Raw genomic sequence first — 16,945 nt, 5'->3', positions numbered from 1 at the left:
GGAAGGCCGCGCCGTGTCCCGATCAGGATCGCCGATCCCGGCCGGAGCCGGGCTGCGCCACGCGGGCGAGCATCGACTCGACCCGCGCCATGAACTCCTCGTGGCCGAACGGCTTCATCATGTAGTCGTCGACACCGGCCCGGAAGGCGGCCTCCATGTCCTCCTCCCCCACCCGGACCGTCAGCATCATCACCGCCACCCGGTCGCCGCCGGGCATCGCCCGCAGCCTGCGGCACACCTCGGGACCGGCCATCCCGGGCATCACCCAGTCCAGGATCACGGCGTCGGGCATCTCCCGGGCGGCGATCTCCAGCGCGGCCTGCCCGCTGGCCGCCATCACGACATCGTGCCCGAACCGCTTGAGCACGAGACCCACCACGAACTGCACGTCCGGATCGTCGTCCACGACCAGAACCCCGGCCATCACCCCACCGTTCGAAGACTCTCGGGGTCCGCCCCGTTCCCGCGTCACCGGCCGGGCCCGCCCCTCCCGCGGACCCCCGTCGTCCAACGGTCCTACCCAGCCCCCGCGGGTGTTGCGTCTCCGGAGGCAAAAACTTGCCGAAGGTCCGCGCAGAACCCCGGCCCGGCTGATCCGGGGCACCGGCCCCGGATCAGCCGAGCCGCTTGTAGTAGAAGCTGCAGTCCCGCAGGGAGCCGGCCGGGTCGGCGGCGTAGTCGGGGACGATGCCGTAGCGGGTCCAGCCGGCGGCGCCGTACAGGCGGTCCGCGTCGCTGCCGGTCTCGGTGTCCAGGAGCAGGAGGGTGGTCCCCGCCTCGGCGGCGGCCCGCTCGGCGGCGGCGAGCAGCCCGCGCCCCAGTCCGCGGCCCCGGGCGCGGGGGTGGACCATCAGTTTGACGACCTCGGCCCGGTGCCCGCCGTTGGCCTTGGCCTCGAAGGCGAGGCTGACCGTGCCGTCGACGCCTCCGGGCCCGCGGGAGACCCAGACGGCGAGCCCGCCGTCGGCCACGGCGGGCTCCCTGGCCCGCCACCAGGCCTCCGCCGCGTCCCGGCCGAGGGGGGCGAGGAAGCCCAGGGAGGCGCCGCCGGAGACGGTGTCGCAGAGGAGCTCGGCGAGTTCCTGCACGCTGTCGCGGAAGTCCTCGACCGACAGGCGGGTGATCGTGTACGGCATGCCGGCCTTCTGTCGGGTGCGGTGCGCGAAAGGGTCCGGAAGGACGCGGAAACGCGCAGGCGGTCCTCCGTAGGATATGAGACGAAGATCCAGCCCGTACCGGCCAGGCACCCCCGTACCGGTCAGCGTCCGGGGCCGTCCGGGTGCAGGGATCTGCGCAGGGCCAGCGAGCAGATGATCGTCGCGGTCCCGGCGAGGGCGACGGCCAGATGGGGGGCCGTCCACTCGGCGGCGGCCCCCGCCAGCGCGGCGCCCACCGCCTGGCCGGTCATCGCGCCCGTGCCGAGCAGTCCGAAGGCCTGGCCCCGGACCGCTTCCGGGGTCACGTCCACGAACCGCCGCTGCAGCCCGAGCGCGTAGGAGCCGCCGGCCGCCGTGGCGAGCAGGACGAGCAGCGCGGTCCCGGCGAGTCCCGGCTGGAACGCGAACCCGAGCAGGGGCACACCCCCCGCCACCGCGAGGGGCAGGGCCAGCCGCTCCCGCCCCTCCGGGGAGACGAACCGGCCGACGGCGAAGCTGCCGAGCGCCAGGCCCGCGGACGCGGCGGTGAGCGCGATCCCGGCCGTGCCGCCCAGGTAGGGGACGAGCACGGCCTCGGCTCCCGTCACGAAGGAGACCGGGAGCCACTGCGCCAGCAGCAGCCCGCGCACCCGCGCGTCGGTCAGCAGGGCCCGGTTGACCCGCAGCGTCTCCCGTACGGCGCCGCCCTCGCCCCTGCCCCGGCCGGGCAGGTCCGGCAGCCCCGCCCGCAGGACGACCGCGGCGAGAGCCGAGAGCCCCGCGGTGACCAGCAGGGCCCCCTCCGATCCGGTGGCGGCGAGCAGGCCGCCGCCCAAGGCCAGCCCGCCGACCTGGGCCCCGGCCGCCGTCACGCCCAGCACCGATCTGGCGAGCACGAACGCGTCCCCCGCCAGCAGGTCGGGCAGGAGCGCGGTGCGGGCCGCCCCGAAGACCGGGGAGAGCACGCCGGTGGCCAGCACCAGCGCGAGCATCGCCCAGACGGGCATCCCGGCGAGGGCCAGCAGCAGGCAGGTCGCGACCCTGACCAGTTCCCCGGCGACCATCAGCGGGCGCGGCCGGATCCGGTCGGCAAGCGAGATCAGGAAGGTGCCGCCCACTACGTAGGGCAGGAACCCGAGCATGTACGCCGCCGCCGACAGGCCCGCGGAGCCGGTCCGCGCGTGCACCAGCGCCGCCAGGGCCAGCATCTTGACCTGGTCCCCGGCGACCAGGAGCGCGAAGCTCCCGAACAGCACCCGGAATCCGTCCGCGGCGAAGACGTCACCGTAGGTCGCGCCGCGTTCTCGTGTGGTCGTCATGCACCGATGCTCGGAGGAGGGCCGCCGGAAGACTAATCTTTCGGATATCCCCGAAAGGCCGGTCGCGGGAGACGGCAGGAGGCGCCCGTGGTATACCGGATCGAGGTCAGCTCCGCGGATCTGGTGGCGAGCCGGTTCGCGATCTCCCCGCTCATCACGACCAAGCAGGCGCTCTGGGTCCTGTCCGGGAAGAAGGAGGCCGGGCCGTGGCGGGCCTGGACCGACCGGATGCGGGAGCCGTACGGCCGGCTGCTGGCCACCGAGCCGGGGCTGGGGCCGATGACCGTGCTCTTCCGCGACCACGCCTACAACGCCGACTTCCCCGCGCCCCCGCCGGCCGGCGTGAACACGCCGATCGAGGAGGAGCTCGCGGTCGTGCGCGCCACGCCCGTCGCCCAGGCGCACGAGGAGATCGCCCGCAACCTGGAGGGCATGGCGCGCCCGCCGGAGGAGGCCGCCCGGGTGCTGTTCTCACCGGACGTGGTGGCGCTGTTCGCCGACGCGCTCCAGCGGGCCTGGGAGGAGATCGTCGCTCCCTCCTGGCCGCGCTTCCACGCGATCCTGGAGCGGGACGTGGTCCAGCGGGCGGGCCGCCTGGCGACGTACGGCTGGGCGGCGGCCCTCGACGACCTGGCACCGAAGGCGCGCTGGCTGCCGGACGGCGTCATCGAGGTCCACTCCGGCCCCGGCCGCGGCCCTGGCACCGGCACCAGCACAGGTCTTGGCTCCGACTCCGGTCTTGGCACCGGCACCGGCTTCGGCTCCGGTCCTGGCTCCGACGAGACGTTCCGGCTGGACGGCCGGGGCGTGCTCTTCCTGCCGTCGGTCTTCCCCCTCGGGATCGGCTCCTACTTCGAGCACGACTGGCCGTACGCGCTCTCCTACCCGGCGCGCGGCACCGGCGTCCCGCCCGAGACCGGTGGCGGCGCAGCCGGTCTGGCCGGGCTGATCGGCCGGACCAGGACCCGCATCCTGCTGGAGCTGGCCGTACCGGCGACCACCAGCCGGCTCGCCACCCTGCTCGGCCTGGGTCTGGGCACCGTCGGCGGTCACCTGGCGGCGTTGCGCGGGGCAGGCCTGGTCGCCCGGGCCCGCACCGGCCGCAGCGTGCTCTACCACCGGACCGCGCTCGGCGACGCACTGGCCGGTCCGCCGGAGACCGGCCCGCCGTCGGCGGATGGAGGCCGGTGACGACCGTACTCCGCCCCCGCGGATCCGCAGCGTCAGAGCACATCGGCGCAGGTGTCCCATGCTGGACAGCCCCGGGCCATGGCGACCTCCGGTGAGGCGATTCAGACTGCCAGCATGGCGGACACCTCTCCGGACCCTGTCCCAGAACCCCGCAACGCGGCGCCCGGAGGCGCGGAATCCCGAAGCGCGGAACCCCGCGACCCGGAATCCCGCGCCTCCGGGCCGAACACCGCGGAGCCTCCCGCCCCCGGTCCCCGCGCCCCCGGCACCGACTCCCACACTCCCGACACCAGCACCGGCACCGACACCGACACCGGCGGATCCGGCGTCCCGGAGCTCGGTGAGATCAACCTCACCGACTGGTACGCACACGCGGACAAGCTGGTCGGCGTTGGGTTCCTGACCGTCGCCCGGCGGCTGCCCGCCCTGGTGGCCCAGGCCGTACGGCTGGCCTGGCTGGCCAGCCCCCGCGACACCGCCACCACGATCGCGCTGAGCCTGCTGAGCGGCGTCTTCACCGCGTTCGGCCTGCTCGCCACGACCGGGGTGCTGACCGCCCTGTTCGAGGCCGGTCCCACCCCGGAGCGGGTCAGGGCGGCCCTGCCCAGCCTGGTCCTGGTGGGCGTGGCCGCCACGTTGCGCACGCTCACCCAGGCGGGCGCGGGCTGGGCGCAGTCCCGGTTGGACCCGCAGGTCAGCCGGATCGCCGAGGAGCGTCTCTACGGGCTGACCAGCCGGGTCGGCCTGGCCGCCTTCGACGACCCCGACTTCCACGACGCGCTGCAGCGCGCCAGGGCGCGGGGCGTATCCATGGCCGACGTGGTGGTCGGCACGGCCATCGACGTGCTGACCGCGGCGATCGGCATCGTCGCGGCCGCGGGCGTGCTCGGCGTCCTGCACCCCGTGCTGCTGCCGCTGCTGGTGCTCGCGGTGCTGCCGGACGCCTGGGCGGCCGTCCGGGCGGCCCGCATGCGCTACACCACCATGTACCGGCTGATCCCCGCCGCCCGGCGCAAGTGGATCACCGCCCAGCTCCTGGCGGACGGCGAGCCGGCCGCCGAGGTGCGCTCGTTCACCATGCGCGGCTTCCTGATGCGGATGTACGACGCGGTCTCCCGCGCGGAGCAGGCCGTCCTGCTGGACCTGGCACGGCGGCAGACGTTCACGCGGGTGCTCGGCGAGGGGCTGAGCGGCGTGGGCACCGCCCTGGTCTACGTCGCCCTCGGCCTGCTGCTGGCCGCCGGAGCGGTCCCGCTGGCCGTGGCGGGCACCGCCGTGCTGGCGATCCGTTCCGGGCAGACCTACCTCGCGAACCTGATGTACGCCACCAACCGGCTGTACGAGGAGGGGCTCTACTTCACCGACTTCCTCGAGTTCTGCGCCGACGCCGAGGCCCGGCTGACCTCCGGGCGCTCCGGCCCGGTCCCGGAGGGGTTCGAGCGCATCACCGCCGAGGACGTCGTCTTCACCTACCCGGGGTCGGACTCCCCCGCCCTGCAGGGGGTCTCGGTCCATCTCGACCGGGGCGAGGTGGTCGCGCTCGTGGGCGAGAACGGTTCCGGCAAGACCACCCTGGCGAAGATCCTGTCCGGTCTCTACGAGCCCGACGGCGGGCGCGTCCGCTGGGACGGCACCGACCTGTCCGAGGTGGACCCCGACCGGCTCCGGCGGCACATCGCGGTCATCGCCCAGGACCACACCCGCTGGCCGCTGACCGCCCGCCAGAACATCACCATGGGCACGGACAAGGGGGAGCCCGCGCTGGTCGCGGCGGCCGAGGTGGCCGGGGCCGACCAGGTCATGGCGGACGGACCGGCGCTTCAAGGACGGTCAGGAGTTGTCGGGCGGGCAGTGGCAGCGGATCGCGGTCGCCCGGGGCTTCCACCGGGACGCTCCCCTGCTGATCTGCGACGAGCCCACCGCCGCCCTCGACGCCCGGGCCGAGCACGCGCTCTTCGAACGCGTGCGCGAGCACGCCGGCGGCCGTACCGTCCTGCTGATCACCCACCGGCTGGCCAGCGTCCGCTACGCCGACCGGATCTACGTCCTCGACCACGGCAAGGTCACCGAGGAGGGCACCCACACCGAGCTGATGGAGCTCGGCGGCCTCTACGCCGAGCTGTACGGCCTGCAGGCCCGCGCCTACTCCCCCTGACCGGCTCCCGTCGCCCCTCCTGGCCGGTTCCCGCTCCCTCGGGCCAGCGGATCAGCGGATCAGCGGATCAGCGGATCAGCGGATCGGCATCCGGGCCATCGGTCGGACCGGCACGAGCAGGACCGGCACGAGCAGGACCGGCACGAGCAGGACCGGTGCGGGCCGCCGGGCTCACCCCAGGACCGCCCGCATGATCGCCCTCGCGACGGGCGCGGCCACCCGGCCGCCGGAGCCGCCTCCCTCGACGACGACTCCCACGGCCACCCGGGGGGAGTCCGCCGGGGCGAAGCCCGTGAAGACGGCGTGGTCCCGGCCGCCGTTCTCGGCCGTCCCGGTCTTGGCCGCCACCCCGACGCCCGGGAGGGCCGCGGCGCGGCCGGTGCCGCCCCGCCGCGTGACGCCGGTCATCATGGCGGTGAGCCGCCGGGCGTCGCGGGAGCTCAGCGCGCGGCGGTAGCGGGACGGCTCCGCCTCGCCGATCACCGTTCCGTCGCCGAGCCGTACCTCCCGCACCAGGTGGGGACGCATGAGCGAGCCGTCGCCCGCGACCGCCGCCGAGAGCATCGCGAGCACGAGCGGGGTGGCGCGGTCGTCGAACTGGCCCAGCGCGGACATCGCGGTCTGCGCCCGGTCCATCCCGGCCGGGTAGACGCTCCGGGCCACGGGCATGGGCACCGCGAGACCGCCGTCGTTGAACCCGAACGCCTCGGCCCGCTCGCGCAGCGCATCCTGGCCGAGACCGATGCCGATCATCGCGAACGGGGTGTTGCAGGAGATCTTGAACGCGTAGGCCAGGGACGGGAGGCCGTCGCCGCAGGCCGTACCGCGGAAGTTGCGCAGGCGGACGGAGGCGCCGGGGAGCCGGAACGCGGCGGGCGCGGCGACGCGCGTGCCCGGCCGGTAGTCGCCCGAGGCGAGTGCGGCGGCGGTGGTGACGATCTTGAAGGCGGATCCGGGCGGGTAGGTCTGCCGGATCGCCCGGTTCAGCAGCGGGCGGCCGGGGTCGGCCTGCAGCCGCCGGTCGGTCCGGTCGAGTTCGGCCACGTCGGGGGTGGTGTAGAGGTTCGGGTCGTAGGACGGGTAGGAGGCCATGGCCAGGATCTCACCGGTGGCCGGGTCGATCGCGACGGCGGCCCCGGGGCGGCCGGTGGCGCGCAGTCCCGCGTAGGCGGCCCGCTGCGCCCGCCCGTCGATCGTGAGCACGACCGCCGCGCCCGCCGCCGCCGTCCCGTCCACGATCGCGCGGACCCTCACCCGGGGGTCGGTCCCGGCGAGCACCGCGTCCTCGGCCTGCTCGATCCCGGTGGCGGCGTAGAACGACAGGTGCCCGGTGACCGGCGCGTGGACGGGCCCTTCGGGGTAGAACCGCCGGTACCGGTGGCGGTCTCCGTCCCGGGGGTCCCGGCGGCTGACCGCGACGACGGTGCCGTCGCGCAGCCGGATCTCCCCCCGAGAGCGGTCGAACCGGGCGGTCAGGGCCCGCTGGTTGTGCGGGTCCTCCCGCAGCCCGGCGGCGTCGAACACCTGGATCCAAGTCGCCTTCCCGAGCACCGCGAACAGCATCACCCCGCACGCCACGGCGACGTGCCTCAGCGGGATGTCGATCCGTCGCGCGCGCGGTGCGGCCATGGGCCCCCTCCCCGAGGTCCGGCTTCCGGTCTAACAGCCGGCCCGGAAAGGGCCCCCCGCCGCACGGCAAAAGCCCCGTACGGCCCGCGTCACGACAACCGACGGCCCGCCCTCGCATGCGCCCCGCCGTACCCCAAGGGGCCCGCGCCCGAGCTCCGCCCCGCCGTACCGCGACGGGCGCGCGTCACGACAGCCCGCGGCCCGTCCCGACGACCCCGCGGTAGTAACCGATCTTGTTCCGGATCGCGGTCTGCTTCTCCCGCAGGTTGGCCACTTGGGCCTCCACCCGGCGGTCGTGCGCCTCCAGCAGCGCGATCCGGTCGCGGATCGTGTGCTCGCCCTGCCTGGTCAGCTCCGCGAAGCGGAGCATCTCCGCGATCGGCATGCCGGTGTCCCGCAGGCACCTGATCATGCCCAGCCAGCCGATGTCCTCCTGGGTGAAGCGGCGCTGACCGGCGGCGTTGCGGCCGATCGGCTCCAGCAGCCCGATCCGCTCGTAGTAACGCAGGGTGTCGAGGCTGAACCCGGTCTCCTCGGCCACCTGTCCCGGGGTGTACACGCTCATGCGCGAAAGCATGGCACCTGGAGCGGGCTCCAGGTCAAGCTCCCCTGCCGCCGCCGAAACGGCTTGAGCGGGCTCCAGATCAAGTTCGCCGACCGCCGCTGAAACGGCTTGACATGGAGTGCGCTCCAGCTCGCACGCTGGGCCGTATGACGCACATCCCCCTTGCACTGGGCACCATCCCGTTCGGCACCGCCGTCGACGACGGCACGGCTTTCGCGATCATGGACCGCTTCGCCGAGGCAGGCGGCGCGCTGCTGGACACCTCCAACAACTACCCCTTCTGGTTCGACGGGGCGACCGGCGACGAGAGCGAGCTGGCCATCGGCCGCTGGCTGGCCTCGCGGAAGAACCGCGACCGGATCGTCATCAGCACCAAGTGCGGCGCCCGGCCGACCGTCCCCGGCGACCGCACGCTCGGCTCCGCCGAGGGCCTGTCGGCGCGGGCCGTCGAGACCGCGATCGAGGGCAGCCTGCGCAGGCTGGGGACCGACCGCGTGGACGTCCACTGGGCGCACATCGAGGACCGGTCGGTCCCGTTGGCCGAGACCCTCGGCGCCTTCGACGGGCTGGTCCGGGCGGGCAAGGTACGGGAGACCGGGGCCAGCAACATCCCCGCCTGGCGGTTCGAGCGCGCCCGGAACGTCGCCCGGGAGAACGGCTGGACGCCCTACTCCCACCTGCAGCTGCGCCACTCCTACGTCCGGCCCCGGCCCGGAGCCCCGCTCCAGTCCTCCGGGCACACGGTGGTCAACGACGACACCCTCGACTACCTGCGCGAGGAGCCCGGCGTGACCCTGTGGGCGTACAGCACGCTGATGAGCGGCGGGTACACCCGCACCGACCGCCCCTTCGACCCGGCCTTCGACCATCCCGGCACCACCCGGCGCCTGGCCGTGCTGCACGAGGTCGCGGCCGAGCTGGGCGCCACCGTGAACCAGGTGGTCCTGGCCTGGCTGATCGGCGGCTCCCCCACCACCGTCCCGATCGTCGGCGCGAGCACCGTCGCGCAGCTCGACGAGGCGCTCGGCGCGCTGGACGTCAAGCTCGACGACGAGCTCCGCGCCCGGCTGGACGCCGTCTCCTGACGGGACCTCCTGGCCGGGCCCCGGAGCAGCGCCCGGCCGGGCCCGGAAGGCCGCGCGCCCCGGCGGGACGCTACGGCAGGCGGGCGGCGAGGTAGCGGCGGACCATGAGCTTGCACTCGTCGATCAGTTCGGGGTCGCCCTCCGGACTGGTCCTGAAGGCGAGCTTGAGCACGGCGTCCGCCGCCTCCACCGCGACGACCAGCGCCCGGTCCAGCTCCGCCCCCGCCGGGGCGCCGAGCACCTCGATGGTGATCCCCCGGAGGCGGTCGGCCACGACGACGTTGTTCTCCAGCGCGGTGTCGAGCATGCGCTCGGTCCCCCGCAGCGCCGGGCCGCCCGGTGCGTACAGCACCTCGCCGAAGTCCACGACGCCGAAGCCGGGAGTGGAGCGCTTCATGGCGACGAACTCGTCGATCGCCAGGTCCACCATGCCGGTCCAGTCGGAGGGCTCGGCGTCGGCGAGCCGGGCGGTGATCCGGCTGAGGAACGCCTCCAGGTTGCGCACGGCGAGCGCGCGCACCAGCCCCTGCTTGTCGGAGAAGAACTGGTAGAAGGTGCCGATCGGCACCTCCGCGCGGCGCGCGACCTCCTTGGTGGTCAGCGCGTCGTAACCCACCTCGTCCAGCAGCCTGGCGCACTCGTCCAGCATGCGCTCGACCCGTTCCACGCTCCGCCGCTGGGCGGGGCGACGGCGCAGTGTTCCCCCGGAGACGTTCGTCATTACCTCATCATCCCCCATGGACTCCTCCCGCGAGCTAACATGAGCAGTACTCATACAACCGGGAGGTGAGGATGTTCCTCTGGGGTGCCGCCACCGCCGCCTACCAGATCGAGGGCGCAGTCTCCGCAGGCGGCCGGGGTCCTTCCGTCTGGGACACCTTCTCCCACGAGCCCGGCCGGGTCCGCGACGGCCACACCGGCGACACCGCCTGCGACCATTACCACCGCTGGCCCGAGGACGTCGCGCTCCTGGCCGGGCTGGGCGTGGACTCCTACCGCTTCTCCATCGCCTGGCCCCGGGTCCAGCCCGGCGGCAGCGGGCCGGCCAACCCCGCGGGGCTCGACTTCTACGACCGGCTGACCGACGCCCTGCTCGCGGAGGGCATCGTCCCGGCCGCCACCCTGTTCCACTGGGACCTGCCCCAGCCCCTCCAGGACGCGGGCGGCTGGCTCTCCCGCGACACCGCCCACCGCTTCGCCGACTACACCGCCCTGGTGGCCGACCGGCTCGCCGACCGGATCCCGATGTGGATCACCCTGAACGAGCCCTTCGTCCACATGGCCTTCGGCTACGCCACCGGCGTGCACGCCCCCGGCCAGGTCCTGCTCACCGGGGCCCTGCCCGCCGCCCACCACCAGCTCCTCGGGCACGGCCTGGCCACGGCCGCGCTCCGGGCGCGCGGTGCGGAGCGCGTGCTGATCACCAACAACTGCACCCCGGTCCGGCCCGCCTCGGCCGACCCCGCCGACCTGGCCGCCGCCGACGCCTACGACGTCCTGCACAACCGGCTGTTCAACGACCCGGTCCTGCTCGGGACCTACCCCGACCTCGACGCGTACGGCGCGGCGCTCGACTGCGTCCGCGACGGCGATCTGGAGCTCATCTCCGCCCCGCTCGACGGGCTCGGCGTCAACTACTACAACCCCACCCGGATCGCCGCCCCCGACGCCGAGGCGGCCGCGCTCGGCCTGCCGTTCACCGACGCCGGGATCACCGGCCACCCCGTCACCGCCTTCGGCTGGCCCGTCGTCCCCGACGGCCTGCGCGAGCTCCTGACCGGCCTGAAGGCGAGGTACGGCGACGCCCTGCCGCCGGTCTACGTCACCGAGAACGGCTGCTCGCAGTCCGACGAGCCCGGCCCGGACGGCACGGTCGACGACCCGGAGCGGATCGCCTACCTCGACGGGCACATCGCGGCGATGGAGCGGGCCGCGGCCGAGGGGGTGGACGTCCGCGGCTACTACGTCTGGTCGCTGCTGGACAACTTCGAGTGGGCGGAGGGCTACCACCAGCGGTTCGGCCTGGTCCACGTCGACTTCGCCACCCAGCGGCGCACCCCCAAGGCCTCCTACCACTGGTTCCGGGAGCACATCGCCCGCCGCCGGGCGCGGCCCTGAACCCGCCCCGCGATCACAGCCCGCCGCCGGGCGCGGCCCTGAACCCGCCCCGCGGTCGCAGTTCGACCCCGGGCTCGGCACCGGACCCTGCCCCCGCCGCCTCATCAGGTGCCGGGTCCGGCACCGGTGCCTGACCCGGTGCCGGACCCGGCACCTGACCTGGTGTCGACCTGGCGCCGGCGACCCTTCGGGCGCTGCCACGGGTGACGGCGTCCTCATCCACGGTGATCAATCGATATCCAATCTTCGCAATCGGCGCCTTGAGCCCATTCCATGGCAACGGCATAGTGGGGCAGATCACAGCGCACCCCCGTCGCGGCCGCGATCCTCGGGGGGCCGACCGCTGCCCGCGGCCGCCCCCGCGCAGGACCGCGCGGAATTGGACACGATGAATGAGCACCCCCCGGCCGATCCGCACGAAGATCCTCGCAATCCTCCTGATCCCGTTGGTCTCCCTGGTCGCCCTGTGGGGCTACAACGCCTACTCCACCGCCGTCCAGATCTCCGGCATCGCCCAGAGCCAGAGCCGGTGGCAGGAGGTCGGCGCCCCGGTCCAGCGGCTGGTCGGGGAGCTGCGCCGGGAGCGGCAGCTGTCCGCCGAGGCCGCCGGGCGCACCGGGGGCCGGGCGGTGCTCCAGGAGCAGCGGCGGGCCACCGACGGCGCGGCCACGCGCCTGCGTGAGCTGGTCGTCTCCATCGGCCTGCAGGACGCGACGGGCCCCGACGACGGCGCCGACGCCGCCGCCACCGACGGCATGCGCTCCCTGCTGGGGGCCCTCGACGGGCTCGGCGCGCTGCGCTCCTCCGCCGACGGGGGGCAGGCCTCCCCGCTCCAGGTGACCGAGGGCTACAACAACCTCGTCAGCCTCGCCCAGCGGCAGTTCAACACCGCCGAGACGCTCACCGACGTGCCGTCCTACCGCATCATCCGCGGTCTCTCGTCCTACTCCGGCGCCCCCGAGTACCTCGCCCGCCAGCGCGCCGTCCTCACCGTCGCCCTGGCGCGCGGCGAGATGACCCCGGCCGAGCACACCGCCTTCGTCGCGGCGATGACCGGCCGCAGGCTGGTGCTCGCCAACGCCGAGCGCGACATGGGCCCCGAGCTGCGGGCGATGCACCGGGAGCTCGCCGCCGGCACCACCTACCGGCGCTTCCAGACGGCCGAGGACGAGATCGCCGCCTGGGCAGGGAGCGGGGCGCCGCCGGTGGACGGCGCGGTGTGGAACCGGGACTCCGAGTCCGTCCTCGCCGCCTTCGACTCCAACGTGCAGCGGGAGCTGGCCCGCGCCGGGGCCAAGGGGGACGTGCTCAAGTCCGCGGCGCTGTGGCGGATCGGACTGGTCCTGGGCCTGGGCCTGCTCGCCGTCGTCGCCTCGATCGTGCTCTCCTACCGGTTCGGCCGCTCCCTCGTCGACGAGCTGACCCGGCTGCGGGCCTCGGCCGCCGAACTGGCCGAGGAGCGGCTGCCCCGGTTGGTCGAACGGCTGCGCAAGGGCGAGGACGTCGACCCGGCGGCCGAGGCCCCCGAGCTGGCGCCCTCGCAGACGGCCGAGGTGGACGGCGTCGTGCGCGCCTTCTCGGCCGTCCGGCGGACCGCCATGGAGGCCGCGGTCGGCCAGGCCGTGCTCCGCAAGGGCCTCGGCCAGGTCTTCCTCAACCTGGCCCGGCGCAACCAGGCCCTGCTCCACCGCCAGCTCGCGCTGCTGGACGCGATGGAGCGCCGGACCGAGGACCCCGAGACGCTGGAGGACCTGTTCAGGGTCGACCACCTGACCACCCGCATGCGCCGCCACGCGGAGAACCTGATCGTGCTGTCCGACGCGGCGCCCGCCCGCCGGTGGCGCGACCCGGTGCCCGTCTTCGACGTGGTGCGCAGCGCCGTACTGGAGGTCGAGGACTACACCCGCGTCACGGTGCTGCCGATGCCCGACGCGCCGCTGCTCATCGGCGCCGCGGTGACCGACGTGATCCACCTGGTCGCCGAGCTGGTCGAGAACGCCACCGCCTTCTCCCCGCCGGGTACCGCGATCCACGTCCGCGGCATGCCGGCGGCCAACGGCTTCTCGATCGAGGTCGAGGACCGCGGCCTGGGCCTGGGGCAGGTCTGCGTCGAGGCGCTCAACGGCCGGCTCGCCGACCCGCCGGAGTTCGACCCGGCCGACAGCGACCGGCTCGGCCTGTTCGTCGTCTCCCGGCTCGCGGCCCGGCACGGGATCAGGGTCGTGCTGCGGCCCTCCCCCTACGACGGCGCCACGGCGATCGTGCTGCTACCCAACTCCGTCCTCGCCGCCCCCGGCCTGCCGTACGACGGGCCGTACGGCGAGCTCCCCACCCGTACCGACCGCCTGGTCCGCGGCGACGGACCCCGCCGGGCGCTGAGCGCCGTACCGGACGCCGTACCGGACGCTGTCCCGGCCGCGGCGCCCGACGCAGCACGGGAGACGGCACCGGCCGCAGTACCCGACGCGGCATGGAACGCGGTCCCGGGGACGGCACCGGCCGCGGTGCCCCGCGCGGTGCGGGACACGGCACCGGACCCGGCGCCCCGGTCGCTCTTCACTCCGGTGGAGGCGCCGCCCCCGCAGACTCCGCAGGCCCCGGTCCTCCCGCCCCACCCCGTGGCGGAGACCGGGCCCGCGCTCCCCCCGCAGCGCGAACCGGTCCCCGGTGATCCCGACGACCTCGACGACCTCGACGGGCTGCCCGTACGGGTACGGCAGGCCAGCCTGGCCCCCCAGCTGCGCCGGTCGCACCCGGCGCGCCAACCCGACCTCCCCGCCAACAACCGATCGCCCGAGGAGATCCTCAACCGCATGTCGTCCATGCAGCGCGGCTGGCAGCAGGGCCGCAGTCAGGCCGAGCGGCACAGCGGGCCGTGGAACGGCCCGCGGAACGGAAAGGAGGGCCACCCCGATGGCCGACCCCAGATCTGAGCTCAGCTGGCTGCTGGACGACCTCACCCGGCGCGTCCCCGGGATCCGGCACGCCATCGTGCTGTCCTCCGACGGACTGGCCATGGGCGGGTCCCAGGGCCTGACCCGGGAGGACGCCGAGCACCTGTCCGCCATCTCCGCGGGCAGTCACAGCCTCGCCCAGGGGGCGGGACGGCATTTCGGCCTCGGCGGCGTTCGGCAGACCATCATCGAGCTGGAGGGCGGCTTCCTGTTCGTCACCGCGGCCGGGCAGGGCGCCCGGCTCGCCGTGCTCGCCGCGCAGGACGCCGACCTCGGCATGGTCACCTACGAGATGGCGCTGCTCGTCAAGCGTGTCGGCGACCACCTGTCCGCCCAGCCCAGGACCGCGGCTCCGGCGCCGGCCTGGAACGGCGGGCGGCGGTGACGGGAGACGACCCGGGCCCGCTGGTCCGGCTCTACGGGCTGACCGGCGGCCGGGCCCGTCCGGCGGGCGAGTCCTTCGACCTGGTGGCCATCGTCACGACCACGGCCGCGGCCACCGCCGTCGTCGTGGCCGCGGCCGCCGGTGCGCCCGCCGTCACGGCCGCCGGCGCGCCCGCCGAGCCGTCCGGGCTGGTCCCCGAGCACCTCGCCGCGCTCGCGCTGTGCCGCCGGCCCACCCCGGTGGCGGACGTCGCGGCGCACCTCCGCCTGCCGCTCAACGTCACCCGCGTGCTCCTGGGCGACCTGCGGCACCAGGGCCTGGTGACCATCGACCGGCCGCGGCCCGCGGCGCAGACGATCGACGAGAACATCTACAGGGAAGTGCTGCATGGACTACGCAGGCTCTGAGCCGGCGTCGGCCGCGGTCACCGATCCGGCGATGGCGATCAAGATCCTCATCGCGGGCGGCTTCGGCGTCGGCAAGACGACCATGGTCGGCACCATCAGCGAGATCCGGCCGCTGCACACCGAGGAGGTGCTGAGCGAGCGCGGCGTCGGCGTGGACGACGTCTCGGGCGTGGAGGCCAAGACCACCACGACCGTCGCGCTCGACTTCGGCCGCATCACCATCCGCGAGGGCCTCTGGCTCTACCTGTTCGGCACCCCCGGCCAGGACCGGTTCTGGTTCATGTGGGACGAGCTGGCCCAGGGCGCCCTCGGCGCCGTGGTGCTCGCCGACACCCGCCGCCTGCAGGACTGCTTCCCCGCCGTGGACTACTTCGAGCAGCTGGGCCTGCCGTTCGTGGTCGCCGTCAACTGCTTCGACGGCGCCCGCCGCCACGACCCGGTCAAGGTACGGCGGGCGCTCGGCCTGGACGGGGTGGCGCCGATCCTGATGTGCGACGTGCGCGAACGCGACTCGGTCAAGGAGGTGCTGACCTCCCTGGTCACATACTCGGTCGGCGGCGCCTTCCCCGGCGGCTGACGGCTCCCGGCCGGGCCGCCGATGGGGAGGGCCGGCGGCACCCGCCGCTGGCCCTCCCCGTCGGCCGGAGATCAGCCGCGCGTCCACTTCTGGTTGGGCGTGCCGGCGCAGTCCCACAGCTGGAGCCGGGCGCCGTTGGCGGAGTTGCGGTCCACCACGTCCACGCACCGGTTGGAGACCGGGTTGACCAGGTCGCCGGCCGCGTTGAGCCGGAACTGCTGGGCGGCGTTGCCCTTGCACGGGTGGAGCTGGATCGGCGTGCCGTTGGCGGTGCCGGCCCCCGCGGCGTCCATGCACATGCCCATCGCGCTCACGGTGCCGTCGCCGTTGACGGACCACTTCTGGGCGGCGCTGCCGTTGCAGTCGTACATCTGCAGCCGGACGCCGTCGGCGGCCTTTCCGCCGGGGATGTCGATGCAGCGGCCGTTCAGCTTCGACTTCAGGACGCTCCCGCTCCCGGGGGTGCCGGGGGTCCCGGGGTTGGTGGGCGCCTGGTCGGTCGCGGAGACGCGGACGTAGTCGATCAGCATGGTCTGCGGGAACGAGGTGCTCGCGTCGGGGCTGCCCGGCCAGTTTCCGCCGACCGCCACGTTGAGAATCATGAAGAACGGGTGGTCGTAGACCCACTTGTTGCCGCGGATGCCGGACGGCGTCAGACGGAAGTACTCCGCTCCGTCCAGATACCAGACGATGAGGTTGGGCGACCAGTCGACCCGGTAGGTGTGGAAGGCGTCGCCGAGCGGCGCGCCGATCGTGCGGCTCCCGCCGATGCCGCCGCCGCCGGAGTAGCCGGGGCCGTGCACGGTGCCGTGGACCGTGTTCGGCGCCTTGCCGACGTTCTCCATGATGTCGATCTCACCGGTGTTCGGCCAGTCGTTGCCGCCGAGCATCCAGAACGCCGGCCAGATGCCCTGCCCCTTGGGGATCTTGATCCGGGCCTCGAACCGGCCGTAGGCCTGGCTGAACTTGCCCGCGGTCAGGATGCGGCCCGAGGTGTACTGGCAGGCCCCGTAGTGGCACTGGAGGTTGGACGGGTTCCCCTTGCGGGCGGTGATGGCCAGGTGGCCCTTGCCGTCGTGGTACACGTTCTGGGTCGAGTTGGTGTAGTACTGCAGCTCGTTGTTGCCCCAGCCGCCGCCCCCGATGTCGAACTTCCACTTGGAGGAGTCGACGGAGGTCCCGGCGGCGCCGTTGAACTCGTCGGACCAGGTCACGGGGCCGGCGGCGGCGGCCTCGGCCCGGCCGTCGCCCGTGGCGGTGACCAGCGTGGTGGCCAGGGCGAGGACCGTGGTCAGGGCAGCGAGAAGTGATCGGCGTTTGCGCATGGGGGATGGTTCCGCTCTGTGGTCGTTGCCGGGCGCGGCCTGCCGGCCCGCCCGCCGTACGGAGGCGCCGTCGCGATGCGGCGCTGTCTGAGAAGACCG

General features: G+C 74.1%; 15 protein-coding genes. 8 read left to right on the top strand and 7 right to left on the bottom strand.

Translation table 11 applies throughout. From position 1 onward, the window contains the following. Nucleotides 1-22: 22 nt before the first annotated feature. The 3 genes from IEZ07_RS04405 to IEZ07_RS04395 form a co-directional block, all read right to left on the bottom strand. Nucleotides 23-424, bottom strand: a complete 402-nt coding sequence (locus IEZ07_RS04405) for a response regulator transcription factor (protein ID WP_191893602.1) — start codon at nucleotides 422-424, stop codon at nucleotides 23-25. A 190-nt stretch (nucleotides 425-614) separates the two neighbouring features. Next, nucleotides 615-1,136 (bottom strand): GNAT family N-acetyltransferase, encoded by a 522-nt coding sequence (locus IEZ07_RS04400; RefSeq protein WP_191893601.1) that lies wholly within the window; start codon nucleotides 1,134-1,136, stop codon nucleotides 615-617. Between the two features lie 122 nt (nucleotides 1,137-1,258). Continuing rightward, nucleotides 1,259-2,455 carry an MFS transporter gene (locus IEZ07_RS04395; RefSeq protein WP_191893600.1) on the bottom strand — a complete coding sequence of 399 codons (1,197 nt, stop codon included), beginning with the start codon at nucleotides 2,453-2,455 and terminating at the stop codon, nucleotides 1,259-1,261. A gap of 87 nt (nucleotides 2,456-2,542) precedes the next feature. Here IEZ07_RS04395 and IEZ07_RS04390 point away from each other — a divergent pair, with 87 nt between their 5' ends. Together IEZ07_RS04390 and IEZ07_RS36165 are read left to right on the top strand one after the other, a co-directional pair. Further along, the gene (locus IEZ07_RS04390) at nucleotides 2,543-3,646 is read left to right on the top strand and encodes an ArsR family transcriptional regulator (RefSeq protein ID WP_191893599.1); all 1,104 of its coding nucleotides are present in this window, start codon (nucleotides 2,543-2,545) and stop codon (nucleotides 3,644-3,646) included. 114 nt (nucleotides 3,647-3,760) lie between these two features. After that, nucleotides 3,761-5,995 carry an ATP-binding cassette domain-containing protein gene (locus IEZ07_RS36165; protein WP_444980669.1) on the top strand — a complete coding sequence of 745 codons (2,235 nt, stop codon included), beginning with the start codon at nucleotides 3,761-3,763 and terminating at the stop codon, nucleotides 5,993-5,995. On the opposite strand, the gene IEZ07_RS04380 is transcribed toward IEZ07_RS36165, so the two are convergent. Both IEZ07_RS04380 and IEZ07_RS04375 read right to left on the bottom strand, forming a co-directional pair. Beyond that, nucleotides 5,973-7,430, bottom strand: a complete 1,458-nt coding sequence (locus IEZ07_RS04380; protein ID WP_191893598.1) for a peptidoglycan D,D-transpeptidase FtsI family protein — start codon at nucleotides 7,428-7,430, stop codon at nucleotides 5,973-5,975. The genes IEZ07_RS36165 and IEZ07_RS04380 overlap by 23 nt on opposite strands. A gap of 184 nt (nucleotides 7,431-7,614) precedes the next feature. Next, entirely contained in the window at nucleotides 7,615-7,995 is a 381-nt protein-coding gene (locus tag IEZ07_RS04375; protein ID WP_191893597.1) for a MerR family transcriptional regulator, read from the bottom strand. A gap of 146 nt (nucleotides 7,996-8,141) precedes the next feature. Between IEZ07_RS04375 and IEZ07_RS04370 the strand changes: the two genes are divergently transcribed. After that, nucleotides 8,142-9,080, top strand: a complete 939-nt coding sequence (locus IEZ07_RS04370; RefSeq protein WP_191893596.1) for an aldo/keto reductase — start codon at nucleotides 8,142-8,144, stop codon at nucleotides 9,078-9,080. Between the two features lie 70 nt (nucleotides 9,081-9,150). Here the strand turns inward: IEZ07_RS04370 and IEZ07_RS04365 are convergent, their stop codons facing one another. Then, nucleotides 9,151-9,801: a TetR/AcrR family transcriptional regulator gene (locus tag IEZ07_RS04365; RefSeq protein WP_191893595.1), complete on the bottom strand. Its 651-nt coding sequence runs from the start codon at nucleotides 9,799-9,801 to the stop codon at nucleotides 9,151-9,153. A gap of 71 nt (nucleotides 9,802-9,872) precedes the next feature. Here IEZ07_RS04365 and IEZ07_RS04360 point away from each other — a divergent pair, with 71 nt between their 5' ends. The 5 genes from IEZ07_RS04360 to IEZ07_RS04340 all read left to right on the top strand — a co-directional run bounded on the left by IEZ07_RS04360 (nucleotide 9,873) and on the right by IEZ07_RS04340 (nucleotide 15,521). After that, entirely contained in the window at nucleotides 9,873-11,198 is a 1,326-nt protein-coding gene (locus IEZ07_RS04360) for a GH1 family beta-glucosidase (protein WP_191893594.1), read from the top strand. A gap of 392 nt (nucleotides 11,199-11,590) precedes the next feature. Further along, nucleotides 11,591-14,131 (top strand): sensor histidine kinase, encoded by a 2,541-nt coding sequence (locus tag IEZ07_RS04355; RefSeq protein ID WP_191893593.1) that lies wholly within the window; start codon nucleotides 11,591-11,593, stop codon nucleotides 14,129-14,131. After that, nucleotides 14,112-14,537, top strand: a complete 426-nt coding sequence (locus IEZ07_RS04350; protein ID WP_191893592.1) for a roadblock/LC7 domain-containing protein — start codon at nucleotides 14,112-14,114, stop codon at nucleotides 14,535-14,537. The genes IEZ07_RS04355 and IEZ07_RS04350 overlap by 20 nt, the downstream gene beginning before the upstream one ends. Next, the gene (locus IEZ07_RS04345) at nucleotides 14,534-14,944 is read left to right on the top strand and encodes a DUF742 domain-containing protein (RefSeq protein ID WP_204054256.1); all 411 of its coding nucleotides are present in this window, start codon (nucleotides 14,534-14,536) and stop codon (nucleotides 14,942-14,944) included. The genes IEZ07_RS04350 and IEZ07_RS04345 overlap by 4 nt, the downstream gene beginning before the upstream one ends. Continuing rightward, nucleotides 14,925-15,521: a GTP-binding protein gene (locus tag IEZ07_RS04340; RefSeq protein ID WP_068897545.1), complete on the top strand. Its 597-nt coding sequence runs from the start codon at nucleotides 14,925-14,927 to the stop codon at nucleotides 15,519-15,521. The genes IEZ07_RS04345 and IEZ07_RS04340 overlap by 20 nt, the downstream gene beginning before the upstream one ends. Nucleotides 15,522-15,592: 71 nt before the next feature. On the opposite strand, the gene IEZ07_RS04335 is transcribed toward IEZ07_RS04340, so the two are convergent. Continuing rightward, complete coding sequence (locus tag IEZ07_RS04335) at nucleotides 15,593-16,846, bottom strand: family 16 glycosylhydrolase (RefSeq protein WP_191893591.1); 1,254 nt, start codon at nucleotides 16,844-16,846, stop codon at nucleotides 15,593-15,595. Nucleotides 16,847-16,945 lie beyond the last annotated feature (99 nt).

Origin of the sequence: Planomonospora parontospora (assembly GCA_014647935.1) — a bacterium.
GTDB classification, from domain to species: Bacteria; Actinomycetota; Actinomycetes; order Streptosporangiales; family Streptosporangiaceae; genus Planomonospora; species Planomonospora parontospora.
Note: the sequence above shows the minus strand (reverse complement) of the source record. Positions and strands in the feature narration are given on the sequence as shown.

Coding starts and splice junctions, on each gene's coding strand:
- IEZ07_RS04405 (WP_191893602.1), bottom strand. CDS start 424: ATGGCCGGGGTTCTGGTCGTGGACGACGATCCGGACGTGCAGTTCGTG.
- IEZ07_RS04400 (WP_191893601.1), bottom strand. CDS start 1,136: ATGCCGTACACGATCACCCGCCTGTCGGTCGAGGACTTCCGCGACAGC.
- IEZ07_RS04395 (WP_191893600.1), bottom strand. CDS start 2,455: ATGACGACCACACGAGAACGCGGCGCGACCTACGGTGACGTCTTCGCC.
- IEZ07_RS36165 (WP_444980669.1), top strand. CDS start 3,761: ATGGCGGACACCTCTCCGGACCCTGTCCCAGAACCCCGCAACGCGGCG.
- IEZ07_RS04380 (WP_191893598.1), bottom strand. CDS start 7,430: ATGGCCGCACCGCGCGCGCGACGGATCGACATCCCGCTGAGGCACGTC.
- IEZ07_RS04375 (WP_191893597.1), bottom strand. CDS start 7,995: ATGAGCGTGTACACCCCGGGACAGGTGGCCGAGGAGACCGGGTTCAGC.
- IEZ07_RS04370 (WP_191893596.1), top strand. CDS start 8,142: ATGACGCACATCCCCCTTGCACTGGGCACCATCCCGTTCGGCACCGCC.
- IEZ07_RS04365 (WP_191893595.1), bottom strand. CDS start 9,801: ATGACGAACGTCTCCGGGGGAACACTGCGCCGTCGCCCCGCCCAGCGG.
- IEZ07_RS04360 (WP_191893594.1), top strand. CDS start 9,873: ATGTTCCTCTGGGGTGCCGCCACCGCCGCCTACCAGATCGAGGGCGCA.
- IEZ07_RS04355 (WP_191893593.1), top strand. CDS start 11,591: ATGAGCACCCCCCGGCCGATCCGCACGAAGATCCTCGCAATCCTCCTG.
- IEZ07_RS04350 (WP_191893592.1), top strand. CDS start 14,112: ATGGCCGACCCCAGATCTGAGCTCAGCTGGCTGCTGGACGACCTCACC.
- IEZ07_RS04340 (WP_068897545.1), top strand. CDS start 14,925: ATGGACTACGCAGGCTCTGAGCCGGCGTCGGCCGCGGTCACCGATCCG.
- IEZ07_RS04335 (WP_191893591.1), bottom strand. CDS start 16,846: ATGCGCAAACGCCGATCACTTCTCGCTGCCCTGACCACGGTCCTCGCC.